Source organism: uncultured Bradyrhizobium sp. (assembly GCF_947648125.1).
GTDB lineage: Bacteria > Pseudomonadota > Alphaproteobacteria > Rhizobiales > Xanthobacteraceae > Bradyrhizobium.
This window is the reverse complement of record NZ_CANSMR010000033.1, coordinates 38,570-62,767: the sequence shown is the minus strand read 5'-3', so window position 1 is coordinate 62,767 and position 24,198 is coordinate 38,570. Positions and strand designations below refer to the sequence as shown.

At 64.0% G+C, this 24,198-nt stretch carries 23 protein-coding genes; 12 read left to right on the top strand and 11 right to left on the bottom strand.

Going from position 1 to position 24,198, the window contains the following annotated elements:
- Nucleotides 1–38: 38 nt before the first annotated feature.
- The 4 genes from Q0030_RS34980 to Q0030_RS34965 are packed head-to-tail and all read left to right on the top strand — an operon-like array spanning nucleotide 39 to nucleotide 4,487.
- Nucleotides 39–1,217, top strand: a complete 1,179-nt coding sequence (locus Q0030_RS34980) for a thiolase family protein (protein WP_298377904.1) — start codon at nucleotides 39–41, stop codon at nucleotides 1,215–1,217.
- Nucleotides 1,214–2,455: an SDR family NAD(P)-dependent oxidoreductase gene (locus Q0030_RS34975; RefSeq protein WP_298377903.1), complete on the top strand. Its 1,242-nt coding sequence runs from the start codon at nucleotides 1,214–1,216 to the stop codon at nucleotides 2,453–2,455. Before Q0030_RS34980 ends, Q0030_RS34975 begins: the two co-directional genes overlap by 4 nt.
- Before the next feature lie 34 nt (nucleotides 2,456–2,489).
- Entirely contained in the window at nucleotides 2,490–3,272 is a 783-nt protein-coding gene (locus Q0030_RS34970; RefSeq protein ID WP_298377901.1) for a cyclase family protein, read from the top strand.
- A 57-nt stretch (nucleotides 3,273–3,329) separates the two neighbouring features.
- The gene (locus Q0030_RS34965) at nucleotides 3,330–4,487 is read left to right on the top strand and encodes an ABC transporter substrate-binding protein (RefSeq protein ID WP_298377898.1); all 1,158 of its coding nucleotides are present in this window, start codon (nucleotides 3,330–3,332) and stop codon (nucleotides 4,485–4,487) included.
- An 84-nt stretch (nucleotides 4,488–4,571) separates the two neighbouring features.
- Here Q0030_RS34965 and Q0030_RS34960 read toward each other — a convergent pair whose 3' ends face one another.
- Nucleotides 4,572–5,078: a MarR family transcriptional regulator gene (locus tag Q0030_RS34960; RefSeq protein ID WP_298377895.1), complete on the bottom strand. Its 507-nt coding sequence runs from the start codon at nucleotides 5,076–5,078 to the stop codon at nucleotides 4,572–4,574.
- A 602-nt stretch (nucleotides 5,079–5,680) separates the two neighbouring features.
- Between Q0030_RS34960 and dusA the strand changes: the two genes are divergently transcribed.
- A complete protein-coding gene (gene dusA / locus Q0030_RS34955; protein ID WP_298377892.1) occupies nucleotides 5,681–6,676 on the top strand; it encodes a tRNA dihydrouridine(20/20a) synthase DusA in 996 nt (331 codons plus the stop codon).
- 7 nt (nucleotides 6,677–6,683) lie between these two features.
- Here the strand turns inward: dusA and Q0030_RS34950 are convergent, their stop codons facing one another.
- The 5 genes from Q0030_RS34950 to Q0030_RS34930 form a co-directional block, all read right to left on the bottom strand.
- The gene (locus tag Q0030_RS34950; protein WP_298377890.1) at nucleotides 6,684–7,580 is read right to left on the bottom strand and encodes a LysR family transcriptional regulator; all 897 of its coding nucleotides are present in this window, start codon (nucleotides 7,578–7,580) and stop codon (nucleotides 6,684–6,686) included.
- 186 nt (nucleotides 7,581–7,766) lie between these two features.
- Nucleotides 7,767–8,945 carry a muconate/chloromuconate family cycloisomerase gene (locus Q0030_RS34945; RefSeq protein WP_298377889.1) on the bottom strand — a complete coding sequence of 393 codons (1,179 nt, stop codon included), beginning with the start codon at nucleotides 8,943–8,945 and terminating at the stop codon, nucleotides 7,767–7,769.
- 68 nt (nucleotides 8,946–9,013) lie between these two features.
- On the bottom strand, nucleotides 9,014–9,883 hold the full coding sequence (locus Q0030_RS34940; RefSeq protein ID WP_176532048.1) for an intradiol ring-cleavage dioxygenase: 870 nt from the start codon (nucleotides 9,881–9,883) through the stop codon (nucleotides 9,014–9,016).
- Nucleotides 9,884–9,955: 72 nt separating this feature from the next.
- Complete coding sequence (locus Q0030_RS34935) at nucleotides 9,956–10,480, bottom strand: flavin reductase family protein (protein ID WP_298377882.1); 525 nt, start codon at nucleotides 10,478–10,480, stop codon at nucleotides 9,956–9,958.
- Nucleotides 10,477–11,157, bottom strand: a complete 681-nt coding sequence (locus Q0030_RS34930; protein ID WP_298377881.1) for an FAD synthetase — start codon at nucleotides 11,155–11,157, stop codon at nucleotides 10,477–10,479. Before Q0030_RS34930 ends, Q0030_RS34935 begins: the two co-directional genes overlap by 4 nt.
- A 237-nt stretch (nucleotides 11,158–11,394) precedes the next feature.
- Here Q0030_RS34930 and Q0030_RS34925 point away from each other — a divergent pair, with 237 nt between their 5' ends.
- From Q0030_RS34925 to Q0030_RS34915, 3 genes are all read left to right on the top strand, one after another.
- Nucleotides 11,395–12,972, top strand: coding sequence for a 4-hydroxyphenylacetate 3-hydroxylase N-terminal domain-containing protein (locus Q0030_RS34925; protein ID WP_298377879.1), 1,578 nt, complete (start codon nucleotides 11,395–11,397; stop codon nucleotides 12,970–12,972).
- A 102-nt stretch (nucleotides 12,973–13,074) separates the two neighbouring features.
- A complete protein-coding gene (gene catC, locus Q0030_RS34920) occupies nucleotides 13,075–13,365 on the top strand; it encodes a muconolactone Delta-isomerase (RefSeq protein WP_298377877.1) in 291 nt (96 codons plus the stop codon).
- 221 nt (nucleotides 13,366–13,586) lie between these two features.
- The gene (locus Q0030_RS34915; protein WP_298377875.1) at nucleotides 13,587–14,684 is read left to right on the top strand and encodes an alpha/beta fold hydrolase; all 1,098 of its coding nucleotides are present in this window, start codon (nucleotides 13,587–13,589) and stop codon (nucleotides 14,682–14,684) included.
- Between the two features lie 126 nt (nucleotides 14,685–14,810).
- Here Q0030_RS34915 and Q0030_RS34910 read toward each other — a convergent pair whose 3' ends face one another.
- The 5 genes from Q0030_RS34910 to Q0030_RS34890 all read right to left on the bottom strand — a co-directional run bounded on the left by Q0030_RS34910 (nucleotide 14,811) and on the right by Q0030_RS34890 (nucleotide 20,305).
- Nucleotides 14,811–15,395: a TIGR02281 family clan AA aspartic protease gene (locus tag Q0030_RS34910; RefSeq protein WP_298377873.1), complete on the bottom strand. Its 585-nt coding sequence runs from the start codon at nucleotides 15,393–15,395 to the stop codon at nucleotides 14,811–14,813.
- 25 nt (nucleotides 15,396–15,420) lie between these two features.
- Nucleotides 15,421–15,624, bottom strand: a complete 204-nt coding sequence (locus tag Q0030_RS34905) for a DUF1289 domain-containing protein (RefSeq protein WP_298377870.1) — start codon at nucleotides 15,622–15,624, stop codon at nucleotides 15,421–15,423.
- Nucleotides 15,625–15,778: 154 nt separating this feature from the next.
- Nucleotides 15,779–17,383, bottom strand: coding sequence for an ATP-binding protein (locus Q0030_RS34900; protein WP_298377867.1), 1,605 nt, complete (start codon nucleotides 17,381–17,383; stop codon nucleotides 15,779–15,781).
- A gap of 125 nt (nucleotides 17,384–17,508) precedes the next feature.
- Nucleotides 17,509–19,104: a WG repeat-containing protein gene (locus tag Q0030_RS34895; protein ID WP_298377864.1), complete on the bottom strand. Its 1,596-nt coding sequence runs from the start codon at nucleotides 19,102–19,104 to the stop codon at nucleotides 17,509–17,511.
- 328 nt (nucleotides 19,105–19,432) lie between these two features.
- On the bottom strand, nucleotides 19,433–20,305 hold the full coding sequence (locus Q0030_RS34890; RefSeq protein WP_298377863.1) for an NAD(P)-dependent oxidoreductase: 873 nt from the start codon (nucleotides 20,303–20,305) through the stop codon (nucleotides 19,433–19,435).
- 203 nt (nucleotides 20,306–20,508) lie between these two features.
- Between Q0030_RS34890 and Q0030_RS34885 the strand changes: the two genes are divergently transcribed.
- The 4 genes from Q0030_RS34885 (at nucleotide 20,509) to Q0030_RS34870 (ending at nucleotide 23,986) form a co-directional block, all read left to right on the top strand.
- A complete protein-coding gene (locus Q0030_RS34885) occupies nucleotides 20,509–20,946 on the top strand; it encodes a VOC family protein (protein WP_298377861.1) in 438 nt (145 codons plus the stop codon).
- A gap of 56 nt (nucleotides 20,947–21,002) precedes the next feature.
- A complete protein-coding gene (locus Q0030_RS34880) occupies nucleotides 21,003–22,133 on the top strand; it encodes an Mrp/NBP35 family ATP-binding protein (RefSeq protein WP_298377859.1) in 1,131 nt (376 codons plus the stop codon).
- A gap of 144 nt (nucleotides 22,134–22,277) precedes the next feature.
- Nucleotides 22,278–22,571, top strand: a complete 294-nt coding sequence (locus Q0030_RS34875; RefSeq protein ID WP_298377857.1) for a hypothetical protein — start codon at nucleotides 22,278–22,280, stop codon at nucleotides 22,569–22,571.
- 326 nt (nucleotides 22,572–22,897) lie between these two features.
- Entirely contained in the window at nucleotides 22,898–23,986 is a 1,089-nt protein-coding gene (locus Q0030_RS34870) for a TRAP transporter substrate-binding protein (RefSeq protein WP_097672506.1), read from the top strand.
- Nucleotides 23,987–24,198: the final 212 nt, after the last annotated feature.

Genomic DNA, 24,198 nt, shown 5'->3' with positions numbered 1-24,198 from the left:
GGAAACAATTTGAGGCGGGCAGGCAGGGCAGGCGGCTGGTGAAGAATTCGCTGCGCACACCGTATGACGGCATCGTGATGGCGGCTCCCGTCACGATCCCCTATGCGCGCTATTCCATCGAGAGCGCGCAATGGTGGATTGGCCGCGCGCTGAGCGCGCTGGTCGCGCGGGCCGGCATCAAGGCTTCCGACATCGACGGTCTGTGCGTCTCCAGCTTCACCATGGGGACTGACAGCGGGATCGGACTGACGCAGCATTTCGGGCTGTGCGTCAGATGGCTGGACACGATCCCGCTCGGCGGCGCGAGCGCTATCGCGGCATTGCGCAAGGCGGCGCGCGCGGTGCAGGCACACGATGCCGATATCGTGGCTTGCGTGGCCGGCGATACCAACCACGTCGATTCCTTCCGCCTCACGCTCGAGAATTTCTCGCGTTTCAACCAGGACGCGGTCTATCCTTATGGCGCAGGCGGCGCCAATGCGAGCTTCGCACTGATCGCGCGCAACTATATGCGGACTCATGGCGTCACGCGCGAGGACGTCGGCAGGATCGCGGTCGCCCAGCGTGCCAACGCGCTGCGCAACCCGCATGCGCTGATGAAGACGCCGCTGACGATCGAGCAGTATCTGGCGGCCCGTCCCATTTCCGACCCCATTCACCTGTTCGATTGCGTCATGCCGTGCGCCGGTGCCGAGGCCTTCCTTGTGATGCGGGACGAGACCGCGGCATCGCTCGGCTTGCCGGCCGCGCGATTGCTGTCGACAATCGAGCGGCACAACGCCTTCGCCGACGATCCGATGCAGCTGCGCGGCGGCTGGGCGATGGATGTCGGTGAACTCTACGCGATGGCCGGCGTGAAGCCTGACGATCTCGATATCGTCCAGACCTACGATGATTATCCGGTCATCACGATGATGCAGTTCGAGGATCTCGGCTTCTGCAACAAGGGCGAGGGCGCAGCCTTCGTTCGTCAGCACGACCTGACGGTTGACGGCGACTTCCCGCACAACACCTCGGGTGGCCAGCTCTCGGCAGGGCAGGCCGGCGCCGCCGGCGCCTATCTCGGGCTCGTCGAGGGATTGCGGCAGGTCCTGGGCGAAGCCGGTCCCACGCAGGTGAAGGATGCCAAGCTCGGCTTGGCGTCGGGCTTCGGCATGATCAACTATGACCGCGGCCTGGCCTCCGGTGCCGTGATCTTTGCAGGGCCCGCGCGATGATCGATCCGATTGAGCCTCCCCAGCGCAAGAACCCGCTGCTGCGGACGCGGCTTCCGGCGTCACCGCCGCGGCCGCGCAGCAGGACATCGCACGGGTTCACGCGCGCCGCCGCCGAAGGACGCTTCATGCTGCAGCGCTGCGAGGCCTGCGGCGCCTTCGCCTATCCGGCGCGCGAGGCGTGCCCCGCCTGCCTGTCGGCCGATCTCGTGTTCGTCGATGCGCCGCGCCGCGGCGCACTGCTGGCCGAAACGACGGCGCGGGTGCCGAGCGACGTCTATTTCCGCGAGCGGGCACCCTGGCGCATCGGTCTCGTCAAAATGGATTGCGGTCCGACGATGGTGGCGCATCTGCATGCCGACTGCGTCGAGGGCGCGCCCGTCCTCATGTCGTTTCAGCTCGACAAGAGCGGTCAGGCGGTGGCCTTTGCCCGACCCGAGGAGGAGACTCCCAACATGGCAGACGACAGGCAGTGGCGGGAAATGACGGCTGATCCGAAATTCCGGCGGGTGCTCGTGACCAACGGCCGCACCTTGATCGGCCAGGAGGCCGTTGCAGCGCTGAAGGCCGCGGGCGCAAAGACGGTGTTCGTCGGCGTTGCCGAACCGTGGCGGCCGTTTGCCGGTGAACAGCTGTTGCGCGGACAGCAAGGGATCGAAGTCGTTACGCTCGACGCGTCCGACGAAAAGTCGGCGACTGATCTTGCGGCCGACATCGGCGGCAAGGTCGATATCCTCGTCAACACGACGGAATATGTGCGGCCTGGTGGCCTGCTCGACCGCAGGGGCACGAGCATCGCGCGGGACGAGATCGACCAGGCCTATCTCGGCTTCATCAACCTCGCGCAGGCCTTCGGTCCGGCGATGCGGATGCGGGGTGCGGATGGCGTCAACAACAGTGCCGCCTGGGTCAATATCCTGTCGGTCCATGCGCTGGCGAATTGGCCCGCTTTCGGCGCCTACTCGGCATCGCAAGCCGCTTGCCTGTCGCTGTCGCATTGTCTTCGCGCCGAACTCAGGCCCGGCGGCGTCAAGGTGCTGAACCTGTTCACGGGGCCGGTCGACACCGAGTGGTTCCAGACCGTGCCGCCGCCCAAGGTTGCGCCGCGCGCCGTGGCGCAGGCGATCGTGTCCGGGCTCAGAGGCGGGCTCGAGGAGATGTATGTCGGGGACGTCGCCGAGGAAATCAGGCAGCGTCTTGCCGCCAATCCGAAAGCGCTCGAGCGCGAGCTCGACAAATAGGATCAGGGTTTCAACCAAGCGGGAGGACGTGACGATGCAAAGCAAGAATCTCCTGGAGCTCGCAGGTGCGGTCTCGTCCGGCGCGGTGCGCGTCGTCGATCTGACCTTCACGCTCAGTCCGGACTTTCCGGTCATCGTGCTGCCGCCGGAGTTTGGCCAGGCAGCTCCCGTCCGGATCCAGGAGATTTCGCGCTATGACGGTCGCGGTCCGGCCTGGTACTGGAACAACGTGACCTTCGGCGAGCACACCGGCACGCATTTCGACGCGCCGATTCACTGGTTCACCGGCAAGGATCTGCCGAACAATGCCGTCGATACGATGCCTGCCAAGGACATGATCGCTCCGGCGTGTGTCATCGACTGCTCGGCCGGGGCAGCGCAGGATCCGGATTTCCTGCTGACCGTTCCGCTCGTCGAGGCCTGGGAGGCGAAGTACGGGCGGATCCCCGAGCGCAACTGGGTTCTGCTACGGACCGACTGGTCGAAGAAGGGCTGGCGCGACTACGCCAACCTCAGGGATGACGGCGCACACACCCCGGGCCCGAATCCGGCGGTCATGAAATGGCTGGTGGAGGAGCGCGGCATCATCGGCTTCGGCACCGAGACGATCGGCACCGACGCGGGGCAGGCCGGCCATTTCGAGCCGCCTTATCCGGCGCATCACTTCCTGCACGGCGCCGGCCGCTATGGCCTTCAGTGTCTTTGCAACCTCGATCAGCTTCCCGCCACCGGTGCCGTCATTGTGGCTTCGCCCCTGAAGATCCAGAACGGTTCCGGCAGTCCGCTGCGCGTGATCGCGTTGGTTTCGGCGAACTGAAGCGAGCGGATGGCGCTTGCCCGGCAGAAGAAACGCAAATCAAGAAAGACAGGTGCCATGATCTCGATGAAGACCCTGCTGGCTTCCGCCGCGCTGCTTGTTGCCGTTCCGCAGGTCGGGCAAGCGGAGATCCTCGTCGGATTCGTCACCGGCCTCAGCGGGCCGGTGTCGTCGATCGGAATTCCGAACGCGAAGGGATTAGCGGCGGGCGAGGCCTATGTCGGCGAAGTCGGCGGTGAGAAGCTCCGCGTCATCCAACTCGACGACGGCTCCGATCCCACGGCGTCGGCACGCAACGCGCGCAAGCTCGTCGAGCAGGAGAAGGTCGACATCCTCATCGGCACGTCCGGTGCGCCGCAGACGCTGGCGATGGCGACGGCCGCGATCGAGATGAAGATTCCAATGATCGCGGTGTCGCCGATCGCGGCGGTGCCGCCCGGCGATGGCGGGCCCTGGGTCGTGCAGACGCCGCAACCGACGCCGCTTCTGGTTCAGGGCATCGTCGACCACATGAAGGCGCGAGGGTTGAAGACCGTCGCGTTCATCGGCTTCTCGGATGCCTTCGGCGACCTCATGTACGACTCGCTGTCGCAAAGCGCCAAGGCGGCCGACATCAAGGTCATCGCCAACGAGCGATACGCTCGATCGGATTCGTCGGTGACCGCCCAGGTGCTGCGCGCATTGGCGGTCCGTCCCGACGCCATCATGCTCGGCGGCACGGGAACGCCGGGTGCGCTGCCGGTGATCGCCTTGTCCGAGCGTGGATACAAGGGACCGCTCTACGGCAACCACGGGCTCATCAGCGCCGATTTCCTGCGGCTCGCCGGCAAGGCCGCCAACGGAATTATCTGCCCAACCGGACCGGTGACCGCGGCCGAGCAGCTTCCAGCCAGCAATCCGATCCAGAAGGTTGCCCTGGCGTTCCGCGCGGCCTTCGAGAAGGCGAATGGCGAGGCGCCGACCGACTCGTTTTCATCCTATTCCTTCGATGGCTGGCTGGTGTTCGTCGATGCGGCCAAGCGCGCGCTGGCGACCGGTGCCAAGCCGGGCTCGCCGGAATTCCGCAACGCGCTTCGCGAGGCGCTGTTCACCACCAAGGAGCTGGCCGGGACGCAGGGCGTCTACTCCTACACGCCGGCGGATCGGCACGGCGTCGATGCCCGCGCGCGGATCCTGGTTCAGATCGAGGACGGGAAGTACAAGTTGCTGCCTTGATGGGCGGCGGGATTGCATCGGAGCGCGATGCGCAGCTGAACATCGGCAAGAGGATTGAGCAGGGCGCCCTGATGCCGACGTCAGCTATGGCTTCCGCATCGCGTCCCTGACGGCGCCCTTGAGCTCGTCGAGCTCGCTGGTCAATCCATCGAGCCGGCCGGCCGGGAATCCCGCCAGCAGCTCGGCCAGCCATGAGCCATGGCTCTTGGCCATGCGCCTGAATGCCTTGCGGCCCTCGACGGTCATGCAAACGATCTGCACGCGCCGATCGAGGTTAGAGGGTGTGCGGGTGATGTAGCCGTCCTCGACCAGGCGATCGACGATGGGTGTGAGGTTTCCGGCGGAGACCATCAGGCGCTTCGGCAGCTCTCCCAGCACCAGTCCGCTCGGCTCGCGGTCAAGCTGGGCCAGGACGTCGAAGCGCGGCATCGTGAAATCGAATTCCTCGCGGAACCGGCGCCGCAGCTCACCCTCGATCAGGGTTGTGCAGGCAAGCAGCCGAAGCCAAAGCCGTGTCTGAGCCCGGTACTCGGCCTCCTGATCGACCCCGCTCTTGGGCGAAACAGGTGGGGACTCCTTCGCGACTGCCAAATCAAATCTCCTGCGGCATCCGGGTCCGGCTGAACGCGGCGACCTCGATGTTGTCTTGAAGATAGTTCGTGCCAAAAGTAAATACAAGGCTCGTTCAAGGCGCGCGAAGCTGCTTGCCGATGTAAAGAATTTGCGGCGTGTGGCGCGCCGAAGGGCGCTCTCCTCGGTTTTCCAACGAGCGCCTTGGCGATCCCTTGGCCGACATTGATACTTTATACTTAAAATAAATATGCAGCCTCTGCTGCGACATGGAACGAGCCTTGGCAACCGAGGCCGCGCGTTTCCTCTCATGCATCTTCCGTGCTGACGCGACGGTGCTGTCCACAAGGTGGTGTTCGAAGGGAAGTGGGCGAGCGGTGTGCTTTGCCCGCGCGCAGCCCGGGGCCGCCCGGCGCGGACCGGATCTCGACCGCGCCGAGCAGGCCGAGTGCAAAGCGCAATAGGCTTCCGGGAGAGCTGATCCGGACATTCGGGCAACGCGCCGATTTGTTTTGCGTCAGGTGTGCACTCACCGGTCAAAACGGGTACAAGCGTGCGCAAATTCGGCCAGTTTGAAGTGCGCACGTTCATGAGGCTTCCCTGTTGAATGCTAAGGTAAATCATTGAAATATCAGGACTATCTATTTTCCGTAGCCCCCATGATGGAATGGACCGACCGGCAGTGCCGGGTCTTCCATCGGCTGATGTCGCGGCGGGCGCGGCTCTATACGGAGATGCTGACCACGGGTGCGGTGATCCACGGCGACCGGGCGCGGCTGCTCGGCTTCGATGCCAGCGAGCATCCGGTGGCGCTGCAGCTCGGCGGTTCCGATCCGCGCGATCTCGCGACCGCCGCGCGGATCGGCGAGGATTTCGGCTATGACGAGATCAATCTCAACGTCGGCTGTCCGTCGGATCGGGTGAAGGATGGCCGTTTCGGCGCCTGTCTGATGGCGGAGCCCGCGCTAGTCGCCGAGGGCGTTGCGGCGATGAAGCGCGCGGTGAGAGTTCCTGTCACGGTGAAGTGCCGGATCGGCATCGACGACCAGGATCCGGAAGTCGCGCTCGATACGCTGGCGCGCGGCGTGATTGCCGCGGGCGCGGATGCGCTCGTCGTGCATGCGCGCAAGGCCTGGCTCAACGGATTGTCGCCGAAGGAGAACCGCGACATCCCGCCGCTCGACTACGATCGCGTCTATCGCCTCAAGGCGGCGCTGCCGGATGTGCCCATCATCATCAACGGCGGCATCACGAGTATCGCCGAAGCGAAGCAGCATCTGGCACATGTCGATGGCGTGATGCTGGGGCGGGCGGCCTATCAGGAGCCGTGGCGCTTGCTCACCGTCGACTCCGAGTTGTTCGGAGAAACGCCGCCGCACGCCACGATGAAGGACGTGTTCGCGGCGATGCTGCCCTATATCGAGCGGCAACTGGCTGAAGGCACGCGGCTGCATTCGATCACGCGTCATTTCGTCGGCGCCTTCCACGGCGTCCCCGGTGCGCGTGCGTTTCGCAGGCACCTTGCGGAGAACGGCGTACGGCCGGGCGCCGGGATCGACGTGCTTCGCGACGCGATCGCACGTGTTGACGATCGTCCGCTTGCGTCGGTCGCGGCCTGACGGCGAGTTACTGCTTGCGCTGACGCCGCGTGACGTCCTGTGCGATCTTCAGGAAGTTGAAGAGGTGCGGCATCCGGTTGTCGCGCCGGTAGTTCAGCGACAGCGCGGTGCCGGGATTGTGTCCCTCATAGGCGCGATAGGCGACGCCGGGCCGGTCCGCCTGCGAGACGGATTGCGGCACCAGCGCGATGCCGACGCCAACCGACACCAGGCTGATCGCGGTCTGATAATCCTGGGCCAGCACCTGCGATTTCGGAATGAAGCCCTCTTCGAGGCAGATGTTGAGGATGTGGTCGGCGAAGCTCGGGCGCGGCTTGCGCGGATAGAGGATGAATGTCTCGGCCTTGAGCGCCGACAGAAGCGTGACCTGCTGCTCGAGCAGCGGCGAGGTGTCGGACAGCGCGAGGATCAACGGCTCCTGCAGCAGCGGCTCCGACTTCAATTCCTCGTCGTCGAGCGAAGGGCGGGCGACGGCGATATCTATCTCGCGCTGGATCACCGCGCGCTTCTGCTCGGCGTTGTTCATCGCCGACAGCGCGAGCTCGACGTCAGGATAGGCCGAACGAAACGCCTTGATCACGTTGGGCAGCACGCCATAGGTCGCCGATCCGACGAAGGCGACGCGCAGGTGACCTGAAAAGCCTTCGCCGATCCGCTTGATCTCGCGGTGCGTCCGATCGAGCCGCTCCAGCACATCGCGTGCACGTTCCAGCAGAACGCTGCCGGCCTGGGTCAGCCGGATCTGGCTTCGGCTCCGGTCGATGAGCACGACGCCGAGATCGCTCTCCAGCTGCGCAATCTGCCGGCTGAGCGGCGGCTGGGCGATCGCGAGCCGCGATGCGGCACGGCCGAAGTGCAATTCCTCGGCGACGGCGACGAAGTAGACCAGCCGCCTCAGATCCATGACGTCGTCGCGATCGGTCACGGTCAGCCGGACGTTTGTCCGCGCGCTTCCGCGGAAGCTGCGGGAAAGGCCTGCCTGGTTTGATATCGCGTGGTCATCGGCGCATGATCGAGACGGTGGTTCCAGTGCGAAGACTGAGCGGGCATCCCTGCATTGTCAATTGTCCGCGGGAACGACGCCATCTGGCTAGTCCTTTCGGGCGAAGGCGCGGATCTTGTCCTCGTCGACTTCGACGCCGAGGCCCGGGCCATCAGGCACACAGATCTCAAACGCGTCGAATCTGATCGGGTCGACGACGAGATCCTCCACCAGGATCCGCGGGCCGAAATGCTCGCTGCCCCATTCGAGCCTGGGCAGGGTGGCGAATGCGGCGAGATGCGCGGCTGCGCCGATGCTGCTCTCCAGCAGGCAGCCGCCGTAGAGCTCGAGGCCGTGCGCGCCGGCGACCGCCGCGGCGCGCTTCATCTCGAACAGGCCGCCGCTCTTCACGAGCTTTAGCGAATACACGCTGCCGCAACCCATCGTGGCGACGCGGGCGATTTCCTCCTTGGTGAAGGCCGCTTCGTCGACAAGCAACGGGATGGAGGTGCGCGCCGCGACACGCGCCATGGTTTCCAGCTGCAGCGCGGACACCGGCTGCTCGACCAGCGCGACGTCCAGTTCTTCCAGCGCGGGCATGAAGCGGATGCATTCGGCTTCGGTCCAGCCCTGGTTGACATCGACGATCAGGCGCACCTCGTCACCAAGGCCGGCGCGCAGCGTCTGCAACCGCTTCACATCCGCCTGCGGGCGGTTGAAGCCGAACTTGATCTTGAAGTGGCGGTGTTCGCGGCGCCGCAGCTTCTCCTTCGCTTCCTCCAGCTCCTGGCCGCTGTCGCCTGAGGCCAGAGCCCAGATCACTTCCATGCGCTCGCGAACCGCACCACCGAGCAGCGCGCTGGCGGGGAGGCCGAGCGTCTTGCCGGCGGCGTCGAGCAGGGCGGACTCAATCGCGCCCTTGGCCGCGAAATTGCGGGTCGCGGCCTTGCTCATGCGCAAGGCATTGGCTTCGAAGGCGAGGGCAGGCTGGCCGAGCAGCGCCGGCGCCAGGTAATTCGTAACCGCGGCCTTGATCGATTCCACGCTCTCCTCGGCCCAGCGCGGCCCGCCGAGCGTCGAGGCTTCGCCGATACCAGTCACGCCGTTGTCAAGCAGCACACGCACCAGAACGTAGCCCTGATGCGTGACTTCCGTGTTGGAAAGCTTGTGCCGCCGGCGGGTCGGCGTTTCGACGATGGTGGCGCGGATACTGCGGATCGCGGTGTCCCTTGCGAGGCTCCGCACTGGCTCCACGGGCTCGGCGATTTCGATCACGGCACGACTCATATGTCCTCGCGGGTCAGTTCAAAGTGAACCCTGCCAGGCTTTCCCGGCCTGGCAGGGCGTGGTGTGGATTACTCAGCCGCGACAAGGCGCTCGACTGCCGCCTTCTTGAGCTTGAAGTCGAAATCGAGAACGAGATCGGTGTCGGCGCCGGCCGGTGCCTTGGCGAACTTGCCGATCAGGCTCTGTTTCACGGCGAATACCGAGTCGTTGTCGAGATACTTGGTCTCGGAATCGTAGATCTGCGAGATCAGCGATTGATAGCCGTCCTTCGACAGCATGAAGTGGATGTGGCCCGGACGCCAGGGATGGTGGCCCATGTATTTCAGGAGCTCGCCGCCGGCACCGTCATAGGGGATCGGGTAAGGCTCGGGGCGGAGCGCTACGAAGGCGTATTCGCCGTTGGCGTCGGTGGTGAAGCGGCCGCGCAGATTATAGGCCGGCTGCTCGGGGTCTTGCAGGTCATAGAGCCCGTTCGGCGCGTCTTCCCAGACGTCGATGGTGACGCCCTCGATCGGCCGCCCCGCGGTGTCGCTGATGCGCCCGCTGACCTTGACGGTCTGCGCGTTGTCGAACGTCTTCTTGATGATGGAGGCGCCCTTGGGCAGCACCGGCGGGTTTTCCCGGTAGAACGGCCCGAGCACGGTGGACTCGCTCTCGCCATCGGTGACGCGGTGGTCGAGCATATCGACCAAGACCTCGACGCCGAGAATGTCAGCGATCAGGATGAACTCGTTGCGCTTCTCGTCCGAGATGTCGCCGGCGCGCCGCAGGAACTCGCACGCCGCGAACCACTCGGCGAAGGTCAGGTCGACCTCCTTACAGAACGCATGCATGTGGCGGATCAGGCTCGTCATGATCTGACGGTTGCGATCCGGAATGTCGTTCGAGAGCGCGGCGATCACGTGGTCGGTGATGGTGTCCTTGTTGACGTTCAGCATGGTCGTTTCCTCCTTTTCTTGCAGTTTGGATCAAACTTGCATCCCCGTGTTCGGGAATATCTTCTGGCGGTCTCACCAGATAAATTCGTAGGCAGCATTCTCCAGCGTCGCGGGCGCGGGGTGCGGGTCGGCAAGGCCGCCGAAGCGGCCGCGGCAGAACAGCAGCGGCTTTTTGCCGGGCTCCAGTGCCATCTCGCGGACATGACCGAGAAAGATGGTGTGGTCGCCCGCGACGATCTCGTCCGCAAGATCGGTCACGAAATACGCCGCCGCGTTGGCGATGACGGGTAGCTCGTTGCGGCGTTCGAAGACGTCGCAAAGGTCGAGCCTGGGCTTGCCTGCGAAATGCCAGGCGAGATCCTCCATGCCTTCGGCGAGCACGCTGACCGCGAAGCGGCCGGTGCTCTGGATGTTGCAGAGCATCTTCGCGCTTCTCGCGATCGAGATCGCGACCAGCGGCGGATCGAGCGAGACCGACATGAAGGCATTGGCCGTCATGCCGTGATCGCGTCCCTCGCAATGCGTGGTGATGATGGTGACGCCGGTACCGAATTGGCCACAGGCGTTGCGCAGCTCGCGCGGATCGATGGCGGTCATTGGCTGATGACCTCGAGTTGGGCCTGGCCGGATCGATTGGCAGGTGATGTGGTCACGATGTCCCGCCAGTTTTCCAGCGCAGCCGCGGCGGCAGCAAGGCCGGATCGCCGCAGCGAGCGGATCCGGCTGCTGGAGACGATCTCGCCATTGCCGCAGCGCACCGGCGGCAGGATGCGCGTGTTGAAGTACTGCCGCAGCAGCTGCGCGGTACCGCCCTTGCAGGACCCGAAGCGGAAATCCTTGCCGACGATCACTTCACGCGGTTGCAGAAGCTGCAACTCGGCGAGGAAATCGGCCGCGGTGCGCCGGACGTAGATAGGGTTGAAGTCGGCGACGATGACATGGTCAGGTGCAAATGTTGCGATGCGCTCGAGCTTCTCGCGGAGCGAGATCAGCGCCTCGGCCTGGCCGAAATACACCTTCGGCGGCGGATCGAAGGTATAGACCACGGCCGGAATGCCGCGGCGTCGCGCTGCCGCAATGGTCTGCCGGAGTAGTTCCTGATGGCCGCGATGAACGCCGTCGAACGCGCCGATGGTCACGACGCTGGCCGTGAGGGCCAATTCCCCATCGCGATGGAAAGCGACAGCAGCGCTGTCAAAATCCTTGCCCAGATCCTTGGCCAAACCTTTGCCCATGGCTCGCTCCGGTTCTCGCTCCCTTGCCGTGCCGTGCAAATTGCTGCATCAGCTGCGGCGCTGCGTCGGCCGGACGATCATTGCCGTCCGGTCCGTGCCACCTGAGTCATAGCCCGAGCTGCGACGGTTCGCGCGGTATGGTGTGATACCTTTCGCCCGCTCAGGCTGAGCGCGTAGCTTTTCCGCCGATGTCACGCCGACCAAGAGCGTGACGGGATGGTCGGGGCCGGTGTGGCAACGCCCGTCGGTCCAACGACACAAGCGGAGGAGAAACCCATGACTACAGCAGCTGCCCTGCGGGCCGACGCGCCAGCGCCAACCACCAGCGTCTATACCGGCGCGGAATTCCTGGACAGCATCCAGGATGGCCGGGAAATCTACATCTACGGCGAGCGCGTCAAGAACGTCACCGCACATCCCGCCTTCCGCAATTCGGCGCGGATGGTGGCGCGCTGGTACGACCGCTTCCACGAGAAGAAGGATCAGATCGGCGTCCTGACCGACACCGGCTCCGGACAGTTGACCCATCCGTTCTTCCTTGGCTCGCGCACGGCCGACGACCTGATCAAGGGCCGCGATGCGATCGCCGACTTGCAGAAGGTTGCGTTCGGCTGGATGGGCCGCTCTCCGGACTACAAGGCGGCGTTCCTTGGGACCTTGGGCGCGAACTCGGGCTTCTATGGCGAATACGCCGGCAACGCGAAGAAATGGTATGCCCGGACCCAGGAGCGGCTCGACTTCTGGAATCACGCCATCGTCAACCCGCCGATCGATCGCGACCGGGCGATCGAGGACGTGCGCGACGTCTTCATGCATGTCGAGAAGGAGACCGACGCCGGCCTGATCGTCTCGGGCGCGAAGGTGGTTGCGACCGGCTCGGCGCTGACGCACTACAATTTCATCGCCCACTACGGCATCCCGATCAAGGACAAGTCGTTCGCGCTGATCTTCACGGCGCCGATGGACGCCAAGGGCGTCAAGCTGATCGCCCGCTCGTCCTACGAATTCACCGCGGCTGCGACCGGCTCGCCGTTCGACTATCCGCTGTCCAGCCGCTTCGACGAGAACGACTCGATCCTCGTTTTCGACAAGGTGCTGGTGCCCTGGGAGAACGTCTTCATCTATGGCGACGTCGACAAGATCAACCAGTTCTTCCCGGCGTCGGGCTTCATCCCGCGCTTCACGCTGCACGGCGTGACGCGGCTTGCCGTCAAGCTCGACTTCATTGCCGGCCTGTTCTCGATGGCGGTGGAGGCGACCGGATCGAAGGATTTCCGCGGCGTGCAGACGGCGGTGGGCGAGGTGATCGCCTGGCGCAATCTGTTCCACGGCATTTCGGATGCGATGGTGAAATCGCCGATCGCCTGGCAGGGAACCGAGGGCTACAATCTGCCCAACCTGAATTATGGGCTGGCCTATCGCGTCTTCGCGCCGATGGCCTATCCGCGGATCAAGGAATTGATCGAGCGTCACGTCGCGAGCGGCTTGATCTATCTGCCGTCAAGCTCGGCCGATCTGGAGAGCGAGGCGATCAGACCTTATCTCGACCGCTTCGTGCGCGGCTCCAACGGCTATGCCGCGATCGACCGGATCAAGCTGCTCAAGCTGCTCTGGGACGCGGTCGGCTCCGAGTTCGGCGGCCGGCACGAGCTCTACGAGCGCAACTATGCGGGCAATTACGAGAACCTTCGCGTCGAGACGCTGATGGCCGCGAGCGCGACCGGCGACCTCGGCGCCATGCAGGATTTCGTGCGCAATTGCATGAGCGACTATGACGTTTCGGGTTGGACGGCGAAGGATCTCGTCAATCCCGATGACATCAACCTCGTCAGCCGCGGCCTGGTGCAAGGCTGACGACAAGGCTGACGATCTGATAGACAGAGCAATGGAGCCGCCGCGATCGCGCGGCGGCTCCACGCGTTACCGCTTCATCGCTTGCAAAGAGAGTTGACCAACATGCTGTTTCACGTCGAAATGGACGTGCGGATCCCGCACGATCTCCCGGCCGAGAAGGTCGATGCGCTGAAGCAGGCCGAGCGTGCCCGCGCCATGGAGCTGCAGCGCACCGGCGCCTGGCGCCATCTGTGGCGGGTGGCCGGCCGCTACGCCAATGTCAGCATCTTCGATGTGGCGGGCGCGCAGGAATTGCACGACATCTTGTCCAGCCTGCCGCTGTTTCCGTTCATGGAGATCCAGGTCACGCCGTTATGCCGGCATCCGTCATCGATCCACGACGACGACCGGTAATGGCGGACCGGTAAGGCCACTCAGGTTTGTGGGAGCGGCTGTCTGGCTCCCGGTGGACTCGGCAACCGGACCGGATCATTGATCTGAATCAATCCGAATTGTGCGGAACTCACTCAGGTGCTGGATGCACCCGCCGGCGGGGGCCGAAGGTCAAGGTCAGGCAGACGCTATGAGAATGCTGGCTGCTTCGAGTCCTCGCTGTGTGGCAAGAGGAGAGCCGGATGCATCCACGGGGCCGTGCTGTCGCTTCTTTGCGGCTTACAATTGCCGTGTTGGCGGCCATTGCGTGCTGTTCATGCACGATCCGTCCCTTGCAAGGCGTGCTTGTGCCGAGCAATGAGACGGTTGATGCCGCCTCGCAAGTCCCTATTCTTATCGGAACGACGCGCGCTCGGTCCAGCAGTGATGCCGGCGAGATGTTCGGCCGGGATCCGTCCAACGAGATGGCTTTCGGTCAGGTCACGGTCTCTATTCCGCCGGATGATTCACGAGCGGTCGGCGAAATACAGTGGCCGGTGACTCTCCCGGGCGACCCACGTAAAGACTTTGTAACGACGTCGACGGAGTATCTGGATCGCGCCGGATTTGGAAATGCTGTCACCATCGTGGCAAAAGCAAAACATCGCAGCAAGGCGATGGTCTTCGTTCATGGATTCAACAACCGCTTCGACGATGCGGTGTATCGGTACGCCCAATTCGTGCAAGACGGCAGACTTCCCGTTGTTCCGGTCCTCTTTTCGTGGCCGTCACAGGGAGCCGCAAATCTGGGGTCGTATGAGTACGACCGCAAGGTTGCGGCGCAGTCAGCCGCGCCCCTGGCCCAATTCCTGGACGTTGTGAACTCGAATCCTAGCATCAAGGAGATCACACTTGTCTGCCATTCCATGGGTTGCCTTGTAACCCTTGATGCGCTCCATATGAAAGCATCCCGCGGTAACACGATTTCGAAGCTGAAGAACGTGGCACTTGTCGCGCCCGACGTCGCGTTTGACCAGTTCATCAGCCAGGTCGGAGAGATGGGGTCCCGGCGCCCTCGCATCGGATTGCTTCTGTCTCAAGATGATGTCGCTCTCAAAATCTCAAAAACAATTGCGGGAGGGGCAAACCGCGTCGGCGACATCAATCCGGAAGAAGAACCGTACAAGAGCGCGATTGCTCAGCAGAAAATTCTGGTGTTCGACCTTACTCATCTGGGGGGAGACGACTCCCACTCCAGAGCCTTCGACGAAGTAAGCACCGTAATGGGCATGTTGGAGCGGAGGCTGGCCCAGGGTCAACAACTCGGAGAGGATACGTCACGAGCGGCATCTGCAAAATGAGGCTTTCGGGCCCGTTGGCGCACAGCACTAATTTTCACCGGACCTTCTGACATATCCGATTTAGATCAAGAGCTGTCGATGACGGGCTAAGCCAACTGACTTAGGCTTTGCCTGAGATGCACACCGCTAGTCGACAACCGCGCGCGGGCGCCGGTGACGGGCCGAGGTGTTGATGCTGCCGGTGACGTCCGGGTATCCGGTGAGGCTCAGCGTGTCGGAACGGACCCCCCAGCTTTCGAGCCGATCGAGGAAGCTCATGCCGAGCAGGTTGGTTTTCATCTGCCCGCGTTGCACCACCAGCGCAGGCACCGATTTCTCGACCAGCTTGCCGACCGCGAGACGATCGAGCGTCAGCCGCGCCGCCTTGGTGTGACCGCCGGCGGTCTCCAGGTCGACATTGTATTCGAGCATGTCGGTCGGCAGCCCGATCGCCTTGGCGGTTTCCCAGGTCAGCACGACCGAGGTCGCGCCGGTGTCGATCACCATCGGTGCGCTGACGCCGTTGATCTTGGCGCGGAACGCGAACTCGCCGCCCTGGCTGCGCGCAATCTGCACCGCGGGGGCAGGGGCGGCGGCCGGCGCGGCGATGCTGCGGCCGAAGATCTGGGTCAGATTCTGCCTGGCGCGCGCGATCTGATCGGGATCGCCGTACGTGACAACGGCGCCGGCGGTTGCCATCAAGAGCACGATGACAAGGAGGATGCGGGTCACGGTGCGGCTCCGGTCGCGGCGGTGGTTACGCGCGCTTCGGACGCGGCTCCATGCGTTCGAGCCCAGCTTCGGTCATCCGCGCCGGCAATGTCGCCATGACCGACAGCCGCTCGGCGCGGTCCATCTTGTGCCAGCGCGCGATCTCCGGAAGCGTGCGACCGCAGCCGAAGCAGAGCTTCGTCCTGGGGTCCATCATGCAGACTGCGATACACGGCGTCTCTGAGCTCATTCTTCAACTGTTGGACCGTTTCACCCGCCAGTGCAAGTCGGTCGAATCGGGATGCGCCATCACGCCCCGGCTTTTTGTCGCGAGCATGGTGTTGGCGCGAACGCCTTGCGTCTATTGGCAACGAAAACCGCGTCACGATCTTCCGCGACATGCTCTACAATCCGGTGCCGGCACTCATGATCGACTTGCGGCGCACGCGTTTCCGGTCGGCGCCCATCGCGGGCTCGACGGGCTCCGGCTGCATCGGCGGCGCTTCTTCCGTCATCGGCGCCAGTGCGCTCATCACCCGCTCCGGCGGCAAGGTCACGATCACCTCGGTGCCGATGCGCAGCTTCGATTTCAGCGTGAAGGTGCCGCCATGCATGTCGATCAGGCTCTTCGCGATCGGCAGTCCAAGGCCCGCACCTTGTTCCGCCGACTTGATCGAGTTGGAGCCCTGGCCGAACGAGGCCAGCACGACCGGGATCTCGTCCTCGGCGATGCCGCTCCCGGTGTCCTTGACGCTCAGATACTGCCCGCCCGACGCGGTCCAGCCGACCTTCAGCCAGATCTCGCCGCCCTGCGGGGTGAACTTGATCGAGTTGGAGAGCAGGTTGAGCACGACCTGGCGGATGGCGCGTTCGTCGCCCCAGATCCGGGGCATGCCATGCTCGAACACCTCGTGGATGGTGATGCCGCGGCTGGAGGCGCGCAGCTTCAGCAAATGGTGGCAGTCGGCGACGACATGCACCAGCGCCACGGCCTCTTCGTTCAGCTCGTAGCGGCCGGCCTCGATGCGCGACAGATCGAGGATCTCGTTGATGAGGTTGAGCAGGTGCACGCCGGAATTATGGATGTCGGCGGAATATTCCTTGTAGACCGGCACCGCGTGCGCACCAAAGATCTCGCTCTTCATCACCTCGGAGAAGCCGAGGATGGCATTGAGCGGCGTGCGCAGTTCGTGGCTCATCTGAGCCAGGAAGCGCGACTTGGCGACGTTGGCGGATTCGGCGCGGTGCCGCGCCTCGTCTGAGATCGCCTTCGCCTGTTCCAGTTCGCCGATCAGCGCGTCCTTTTCGGCACGGGCTTCCAGCGTCGCCAGCGTGGTCGAATGCAGCCGATGCGCCAGCAGCGCGAAATAGCCCTCGGCGGCAAGCGCGAGCAGCGCCAGCACGTAATTGTCGAACGCACCGTTGAGCACGAGGTCGAGCGCGATCCCGACCGTCACCGGTGCGGTCGCCGCGAGTGCTGCGATCGGCAGGCTCGCCGCCAGCATGCTGGAGACCGCGATCACCAGCAGCATCAGGAACATCATCAGCGTGTTGGAGGAGAGATCGCGCCCGGCAGGGTGGATCAGGATCGCGGTCCAGCACAGGCCGTACAGCAGGTCGAGCAGCACGAAGCGCGTCCGCCATTTGCGGGTCACCGCGACGGAGGTCGGCTCGGCGAGGAAGCGGGCGCAGCTGCGGATAATCGCAAGATGGACGCCGAGGATGCCGACCGTCCAGGCGGCGGCCACGATCGGCTTGATCCAGAGGCCAAACAGGATGCCAGTTGCCACCACGAGCAGCATCACGACGTAGGATGCCGATATCCGGGTCTGGGCATATTGCCGAAGCAGTTCGGCGTCGAACGCCGGGCGGGTTCCACTGGTTGACGTTAACCGATCCCGCGCCTCGCGCACCCGCTGTGCTGCGACGCGCCGGCTGTTGACCGGCACCGTCACCTGAGGTCCTGCCGGAAGCTGTACAACTTCAGGCTTTTCTGCGGGATTACTCATCAACAACACAAATCCTGCCCGCGAACCGCGCGGGCTTTTTGCATTGTCTATCTGTGACGCCAATTCATTAAGCGTTACCTTAAAGAGCTAAAGAAAAGCGTTAACCGGAAGTTAAATTAACTCTTTCAGCGCATCCCGTCCGAGACCCATCGCGGGGCACTGGCTCGGCGGCCCGCGCGGTATTCGAGATAGGCGCGCGACCATAGCACGCTGTCCTCAAATAGGTCCTGGTCGAACCGTTCGGGCACGGAGTGGGTCCATGTGATCGGATAGTGCTGTGTCTTGCAGGCAGGCCTATCCCGCAACAGGCCGTCGGGACCAAGCGCGCACCATTGATGTCTGGAGTCGATCGCCGCCCAGGCAACACCGTCCCGAAAGCAATCGAGCGCGCGGTAGCGAGGAGGGATCGTGGGCGTCCCGTCGTTATCGGCAATGCCCCACAGGCCATCGCGTTCGACCAACTCGAGCCCGTGCCCACATTCGAGCCCGTTCCGCGCCGCGTGGGCGACCGGCGGCTCCGGGCGCTCTTCACCCGTTGCCGTCAGCCAGACCTCGCGGCCGGCGATGACGACCTGAAAAAGTCCGTCGCGGCGTCCGATATATCTTTCCAAGGTCATCGGCAGAACGAAGCGGCCCGAAGTGTCGATGACGCCCCATTTCTGACCGTCCGACACGGCGGCATATCCGTCCTTGAAGCCAAGCTGGTCCTTGAATGCGGGCGGATCGAACAGCAGGTGGCCGTCGACACCGATAAAGCTCCAGATTCCGTCGAGGCTGACAGGAAAGGGGTCGATGCAGGTCGGCCGTCCGGTGGGGTCGAACAGGTAGGGAGTGGTCGGCTGTCCGCCGGCGTCGACGATTTGAACCTTGCGGTCGATCAAGATTGCCCGCACGCCGTTCGGACAAGTGTCGAGAACCCTGCCGTTGTCGTTGCTGGCGCGGTAATCCTGCCCTTGGCCGTTTGATACATCCAGTGGCTGCAGCGGAACCACGATCTGGCCCGTGGAATCAACCCAGCCGGACAGCTTCACTTTGTCGACACGCTTCCCGACCAGCGCGCGTTCGTCGTAGAGCTGTCCAACAGACTCGTACTGCGGCTCAACGACCCATTCGCCGTTGCTTGCCAGCAGTCCGTAAAGCCTGCTGTCGCGCTCGGTGGCCCAGATCAGGCCGCGGCCTGCTTTATCGAACAGGCTGATCCATCTCGGTTCAGGCTTCCGCACCCAATAGCCGGAGATATGGTAGAGGCCGGCGTTCGTCAGATCGTACGGAATTCTTCCAAAGTCCAGATAGCCCGAGCGTTTGCTGTCTTCGATCGCAACGACGACGTCACCCGTCAAAGGAATGGCGCGGCGAAACATCGGTGGGATGACGAACGCGCCTTTGCGGTCGATGATCCCGGCCTTGTCCCCAACGAGGACCTCGGCCAAGCCATGCAAGAATTCGCCGGCGAGATCGAACTTCGGTTCGATGACGATCTCACCGCGCTCGTCGACATATCCAAACCGTCCGCCAACACTGACCGCCGCCAAGCCTTCGCTGAACGGCATGCCGCGCTCGAAGCGAGGCGGTATGATTTCCTGGTTCGTCTTCCAGTTCAGGTAGCGGCAAAGGCCGAATTTGCCGTCACAGCGCCAGGTGTTCGGCTCAGCGGCGGTGGCTCGCGCCGCGAGAAGCGCGAGCCCAAGAAGTATCCCAACTGATGCGAGTCCTGCTCTCACCTGTCAGAAGGCCCCCTCCGGCTTACCGCTGGGGAACTACGGTGCACTTAACGGACTCTCATTTCTGCCAGCCGAAGCACAGTCAACCTCGATTAAGTAAGTGCACTGTCACCGCAATTCCTGGCGCGATTTCGGAATAATGGAATTGTGCCGCTGAGTTGCCCGACGTGTCAAGTCGTCATGTCGAACGCCGGCGCCGCTGGCTACTTTGCATGGGGTTGTTTTCGATATTTTTCAGTGCGCCCATGCCAAGGCGGAGGCAGGCTGTCACAGAAGCAGCGAGTGCCATCTGCGATAGCTCTGCCCCGCAAGCGGGGAGGTCGATGAACTACCGCTGCAGCCGCGCCAGCAGGCTCGACGTATCCCAGCGCTTGCCGCCCATCTTCTCGACCTCGGCATAGAACTGGTCGACCAGCGCGGTCGCCGGCAGCGTCGCGCCGTTGCGGCGGGCTTCCGCCAGCGCGATCGAGAGGTCCTTGCGCATCCACTCGACCGCGAAGCCGAAATCGTAGTTGCCCTCGTTCATGGTCTTGTAGCGGTTCTCCATCTGCCAGGACTGCGCTGCGCCCTTGGAGATGGTTTCGATCACGGCGGCGACGTCGAGGCCACTCTTCTTGGCGAAGTGGATGCCCTCGGACAGGCCCTGCACGAGGCCGGCGATACAGATCTGGTTGACCATCTTGGTCAGCTGGCCGGCGCCTGCCGGTCCGAGCAATTTGCACATCCGCGCATAGGCGCCGGTGATAACAGGCTCGGCGCCGGCGTAGGCGTCTGCGCTGCCGCCGCACATCACCGTCAGCACACCGTTCTCGGCGCCGGCCTGGCCGCCCGACACCGGCGCGTCGACGAACTTGAAGCCGGCCTTGGTGGCGGCGGCATCGAGCTCGCGGGCGACCTCGGCGGAGGCGGTGGTGTGATCGACGAAGGTTGCGCCCTTCTTCATGCCGGCAAAGGCGCCGTCGGGGCCGATCGTGACCGCGCGCAGGTCGTTGTCGTTGCCGACGCAGCACATCACGAAATCCTGGCCTTCGGCGGCGGCCTTCGGGGTCGGCGCCGTCTTGCCGCCGAACTTGTCGGCCCATTCCTTCGCCTTCGCCGCGGTCCGGTTGTAAACGGTGACCTCATGGCCGCCCTTTTTCACGAGGTGTCCCGCCATCGGGAAACCCATTACGCCGAGACCGAGGAAAGCGACTTTAGCCATGTCTGTTACCTTGTGATTTGCCGTGGTGATCGCCCCGTGAGACCGCCGGAAAACGTCGCGGCGGGCAGGGCATTCCGTCCATGGAAGGGAGCCGCACCATACCCCCTGCGCAGCGGAGGGCAACGGCTTCGTTGGATGGCAGACCCCGGTTTTGTGCTAGGATCGCCCCACCAAAGAACCTCACAAAAAAGGGAGTGTATCGCATGGGCATGAGCGTCGGTGTGCTCGATCATTTCAATATCCGGACCCGGAATCTCACCGCCACGGTGCGGTTCTATGAGGACATTCTGGGCCTGGAAAAGGGGGCGCGGCCGAACTTCGCGTTCCCCGGTGCGTGGATGTACAGCGAGGGCAAGGCGGTCGTGCATCTGGTCGATATTTCCGCGACCGACGAGGCGCAAAAGCCTGACTCGGGCGTCGTCCATCACGTCGCCTTTGCCAGTCAGGGCTTTGACGGGATGCGGAAGCGGCTGCAGTCCAAAGGCATGGAATTCGACTCGCGCCAGGTTCCCGGCGGCGACCTGTGGCAGATCTTCGTGAACGACCCCAACGGGGTCATGATCGAGCTGAACTACGAGGCCGCCAAGGAGGGCGGCGCCGCAGCGCCGGCCGAGCGGCGGGACGACGTCGGAGCGAGGTAGCCTTTTGCGCTGCAACGCTCTATGGGTGCTCTCTTGAGTTTTCCGGGAGATGCGCGGTGAGCGTGACGCAGCAACAGGTTCTCGATTGTCTTGCCAAGGTGATGTCGCCGCGCGGCACAGCCTTGACCAACGCCAACGTGCTGTCGGCGATCACGGTCACCGACGGCAAGGTGTTCTTCTCGATCAATGTCGATGCCGCGGAAGCTCGCGCCTGGGAGAGCGTGCGTGCGCAGGCCGAGAACGCCGTGCGCGCCATTCCCGGCGTCAGCGTCGCGATGATCGCGCTGACCGCGGAGCGCAAGGCGGGTGGTGCGGCGCCTGCGCCGCGACCGGCCGGCGGCGTCCAGCCCGCGTCCGCGCACCGTCATCCGCACCCGCCTGGTGCGCAATCGCCGATGGCGCGCCAGGCCGAGATCCCCGGCATCTCCGCCGTCATTGCGGTTGCCTCCGGCAAGGGCGGGGTCGGCAAGTCGACCACCGCGCTCAACCTTGCGCTCGGTCTGCGCGACATCGGCCTGCGCGTCGGGCTGCTCGATGCCGACATCTACGGCCCGTCGGTGCCGCGGCTGACCGGCATCCGCGAGAAACCGCAGCTCAACGACGACAAGAAGATGATCCCGCTGCAGCGCTTCGGCCTGTCGATCATGTCGATCGGCTTCCTGGTCGAGGAGGACACCGCGATGATCTGGCGCGGGCCGATGGTGATGTCGGCGATCACCCAGATGCTGCGCGACGTCGCCTGGGGCACGCTCGATGTGCTGGTCGTCGACATGCCGCCTGGCACCGGCGACGCCCAGCTCACGCTGGCGCAGAACGTCCCGCTCAAGGGCGCCGTCATCATCTCGACGCCGCAGGACCTCTCGCTGATCGACGCGCGGCGGGGACTGGCGATGTTCAAGAAGGTCAATGTGCCGGTGCTCGGCATTGTCGAGAACATGAGCTATTTCCAGTGCCCGCATTGCGGCACGCGCTCGGACATCTTCGGCCATGGCGGCGCCCGCCACGAGGCCGAGAAGCTCGGGGTGCCGTTCCTCGGCGAGATCCCCTTGCACATCGCCATCCGCACTGCCTCCGATTCCGGCAACCCGGTGGTCGAGAGCGAACCGGACGGCCCACATGCGGCGATCTACCGCGCGATCGGCAGCAAGGTCCGCGAGCAGCTGCAAGGCGTCATCGCCGCCGCCTGAGCCCGCGCCATGGCCGACGGGCCTTGAAGCGCCGGCGTCCCGGCGGCCTTTCTTCACAGGCCTGTCGCCCTCGGACGATTGCTGAATCGCTTCCGGCCTGTATGTTGGTGCAGCACTGGCCGAATCGTACCACCGTTCCGTCAATTGAAGGCGGGCACGGGCAGCCGACATACGGGGAGGGGCCGTGAGGCGACCAGCGACATGGCAGCATCACGCGAAGCAAACAAACAGCGCCGCAAGCACCTGACGCGGGAGAAGCGCGAAGAGGCCTCCCGGGCGGCGTTCAACCTTGCGAAGAAATCCGACTCGATCGGCGAGGCCGCCATAGCGATCGCCAAGACGTTTGGCGTCAGCAAGACGACCGCGCAAAGCTGGATCCGGCGTGGGCGGCATTTGGCCGATAAAGCCAAGAAGGCGCGAGAGGCGACGCGGCGCTGATTGCCACGGGAGCCCGGTGGTTGAACGCCAGCCGGGTGGCCCGCACGCGGCGATTTACCGCGTGACGGCAACAAGGTCCGTGAGCCGCTGCAAGCCGTCGTCGCAGCAGCCTGAGCCCGCATTTTCCAGCAAGTTTCCCGCCTCATCAGACTTTCGTTTAATTGGTGCGGTCATGCCATTGTCGCGTTTCCGTGAGGCCGTCTTCCGTGTTAAAGGGCCGATCGAGAGCGCCTCGGCGGGCCTTTTGCGAATGTTCTGCTTGCAAGCCTCCCGCCGGAGAACTGCTTGCGGTCACTGGGAAACGCCCCTCAAGGAGAAGCCTTACGATGAAGCGTCGTGATTTTTTGAAAGTGTCTGCGGCCGGTGCTGCCGCGACGGCGGTTGCCGCGCCGGCGATTGCGCAGTCCTCGCCTGAAATCAAGTGGCGCCTGACCTCGAGCTTCCCGAAGTCGCTGGACACCATCTATGGCGGCGCCGACCAGGTGGCGAAGTATGTCGCCGAAATGACCGACAACAAGTTCCAGATCCAGGTGTTCGCGGCCGGTGAAATCGTCCCCGGCCTGCAGGCGCTGGACGCGACCTCCAACGGCACGGTCGAGATGTGCCACACCGTGTCCTACTACTATGTCGGCAAGGACCCGACCTTTGCGATCTACGCGTCGGTGCCGTTCGGCCTCAACGCCCGCATGCAGAACTCCTGGTGGTATCAGGGCGGCGGCGAGGCGCTCGGCAACGAGTTCTTCAAGAAGTTCGGCGTGATCGGCTTCCCCTGCGGCAACACTGGCACCCAGATGGGCGGCTGGTTCCGCAAGGAGATCAAGACGGTCGCCGATCTCTCCGGCCTCAAATTCCGGATCGGCGGCATCGCCGGTCAGGTGCTGCAGAAGGTCGGCGTGGTGCCGCAGCAGCTCGCCGGCGGCGACATCTATCCGGCGCTCGAAAAGGGCACCATCGACGCCGCCGAGTGGGTCGGTCCCTATGACGACGAGAAGCTCGGCTTCCAGAAGGTCGCCAAGTACTACTACTATCCGGGCTTCTGGGAAGGCGGCCCGACCGTGCACGCCTACTGCAACCTCGAAAAGTGGAACGCGCTGCCGAAGAACTACCAGGCGATCCTGACCAACGCGACCGCCAACGCCAACACCTGGATGGCTGCGCGCTACGACATGCAGAACCCCTCGGCGCTGAAGCGGCTGGTTGCCGGCGGCACGCAGCTGCGTCCGTTCACCAACGAAGTGCTCGAGGCCTGCCTCAAGGCGACCAACGAACTCTGGGGTGAAATCTCGGCCAAGAACGCCGACTTCAAGAAGTCGATCGACGCCATGCAGGCGTACCGTTCCGACCAGTATCTGTGGTGGCAGGTCGCCGAATACACCTTCGACAGCTTCATGATCCGCTCGCGCACCCGCGGCTAACAGCGCTTCGAGCGTTCGCGAGAAGAGAACGCGCGCAAGGCTTCGACTTAAGTAGCCCGGCCTCCGCAAGGAGGCCGGGTTTTTTGCGTCTGGCATTCGCCGAGGGGATGTTCCATGCTCGCGTCCGAAGCCTCGGCATGAAGGCGGCGCGTGATCGGTCACCGGTCATGACGGCAAAGAAACGCAGCGCGACGATCGCAAGCAGTCGACGC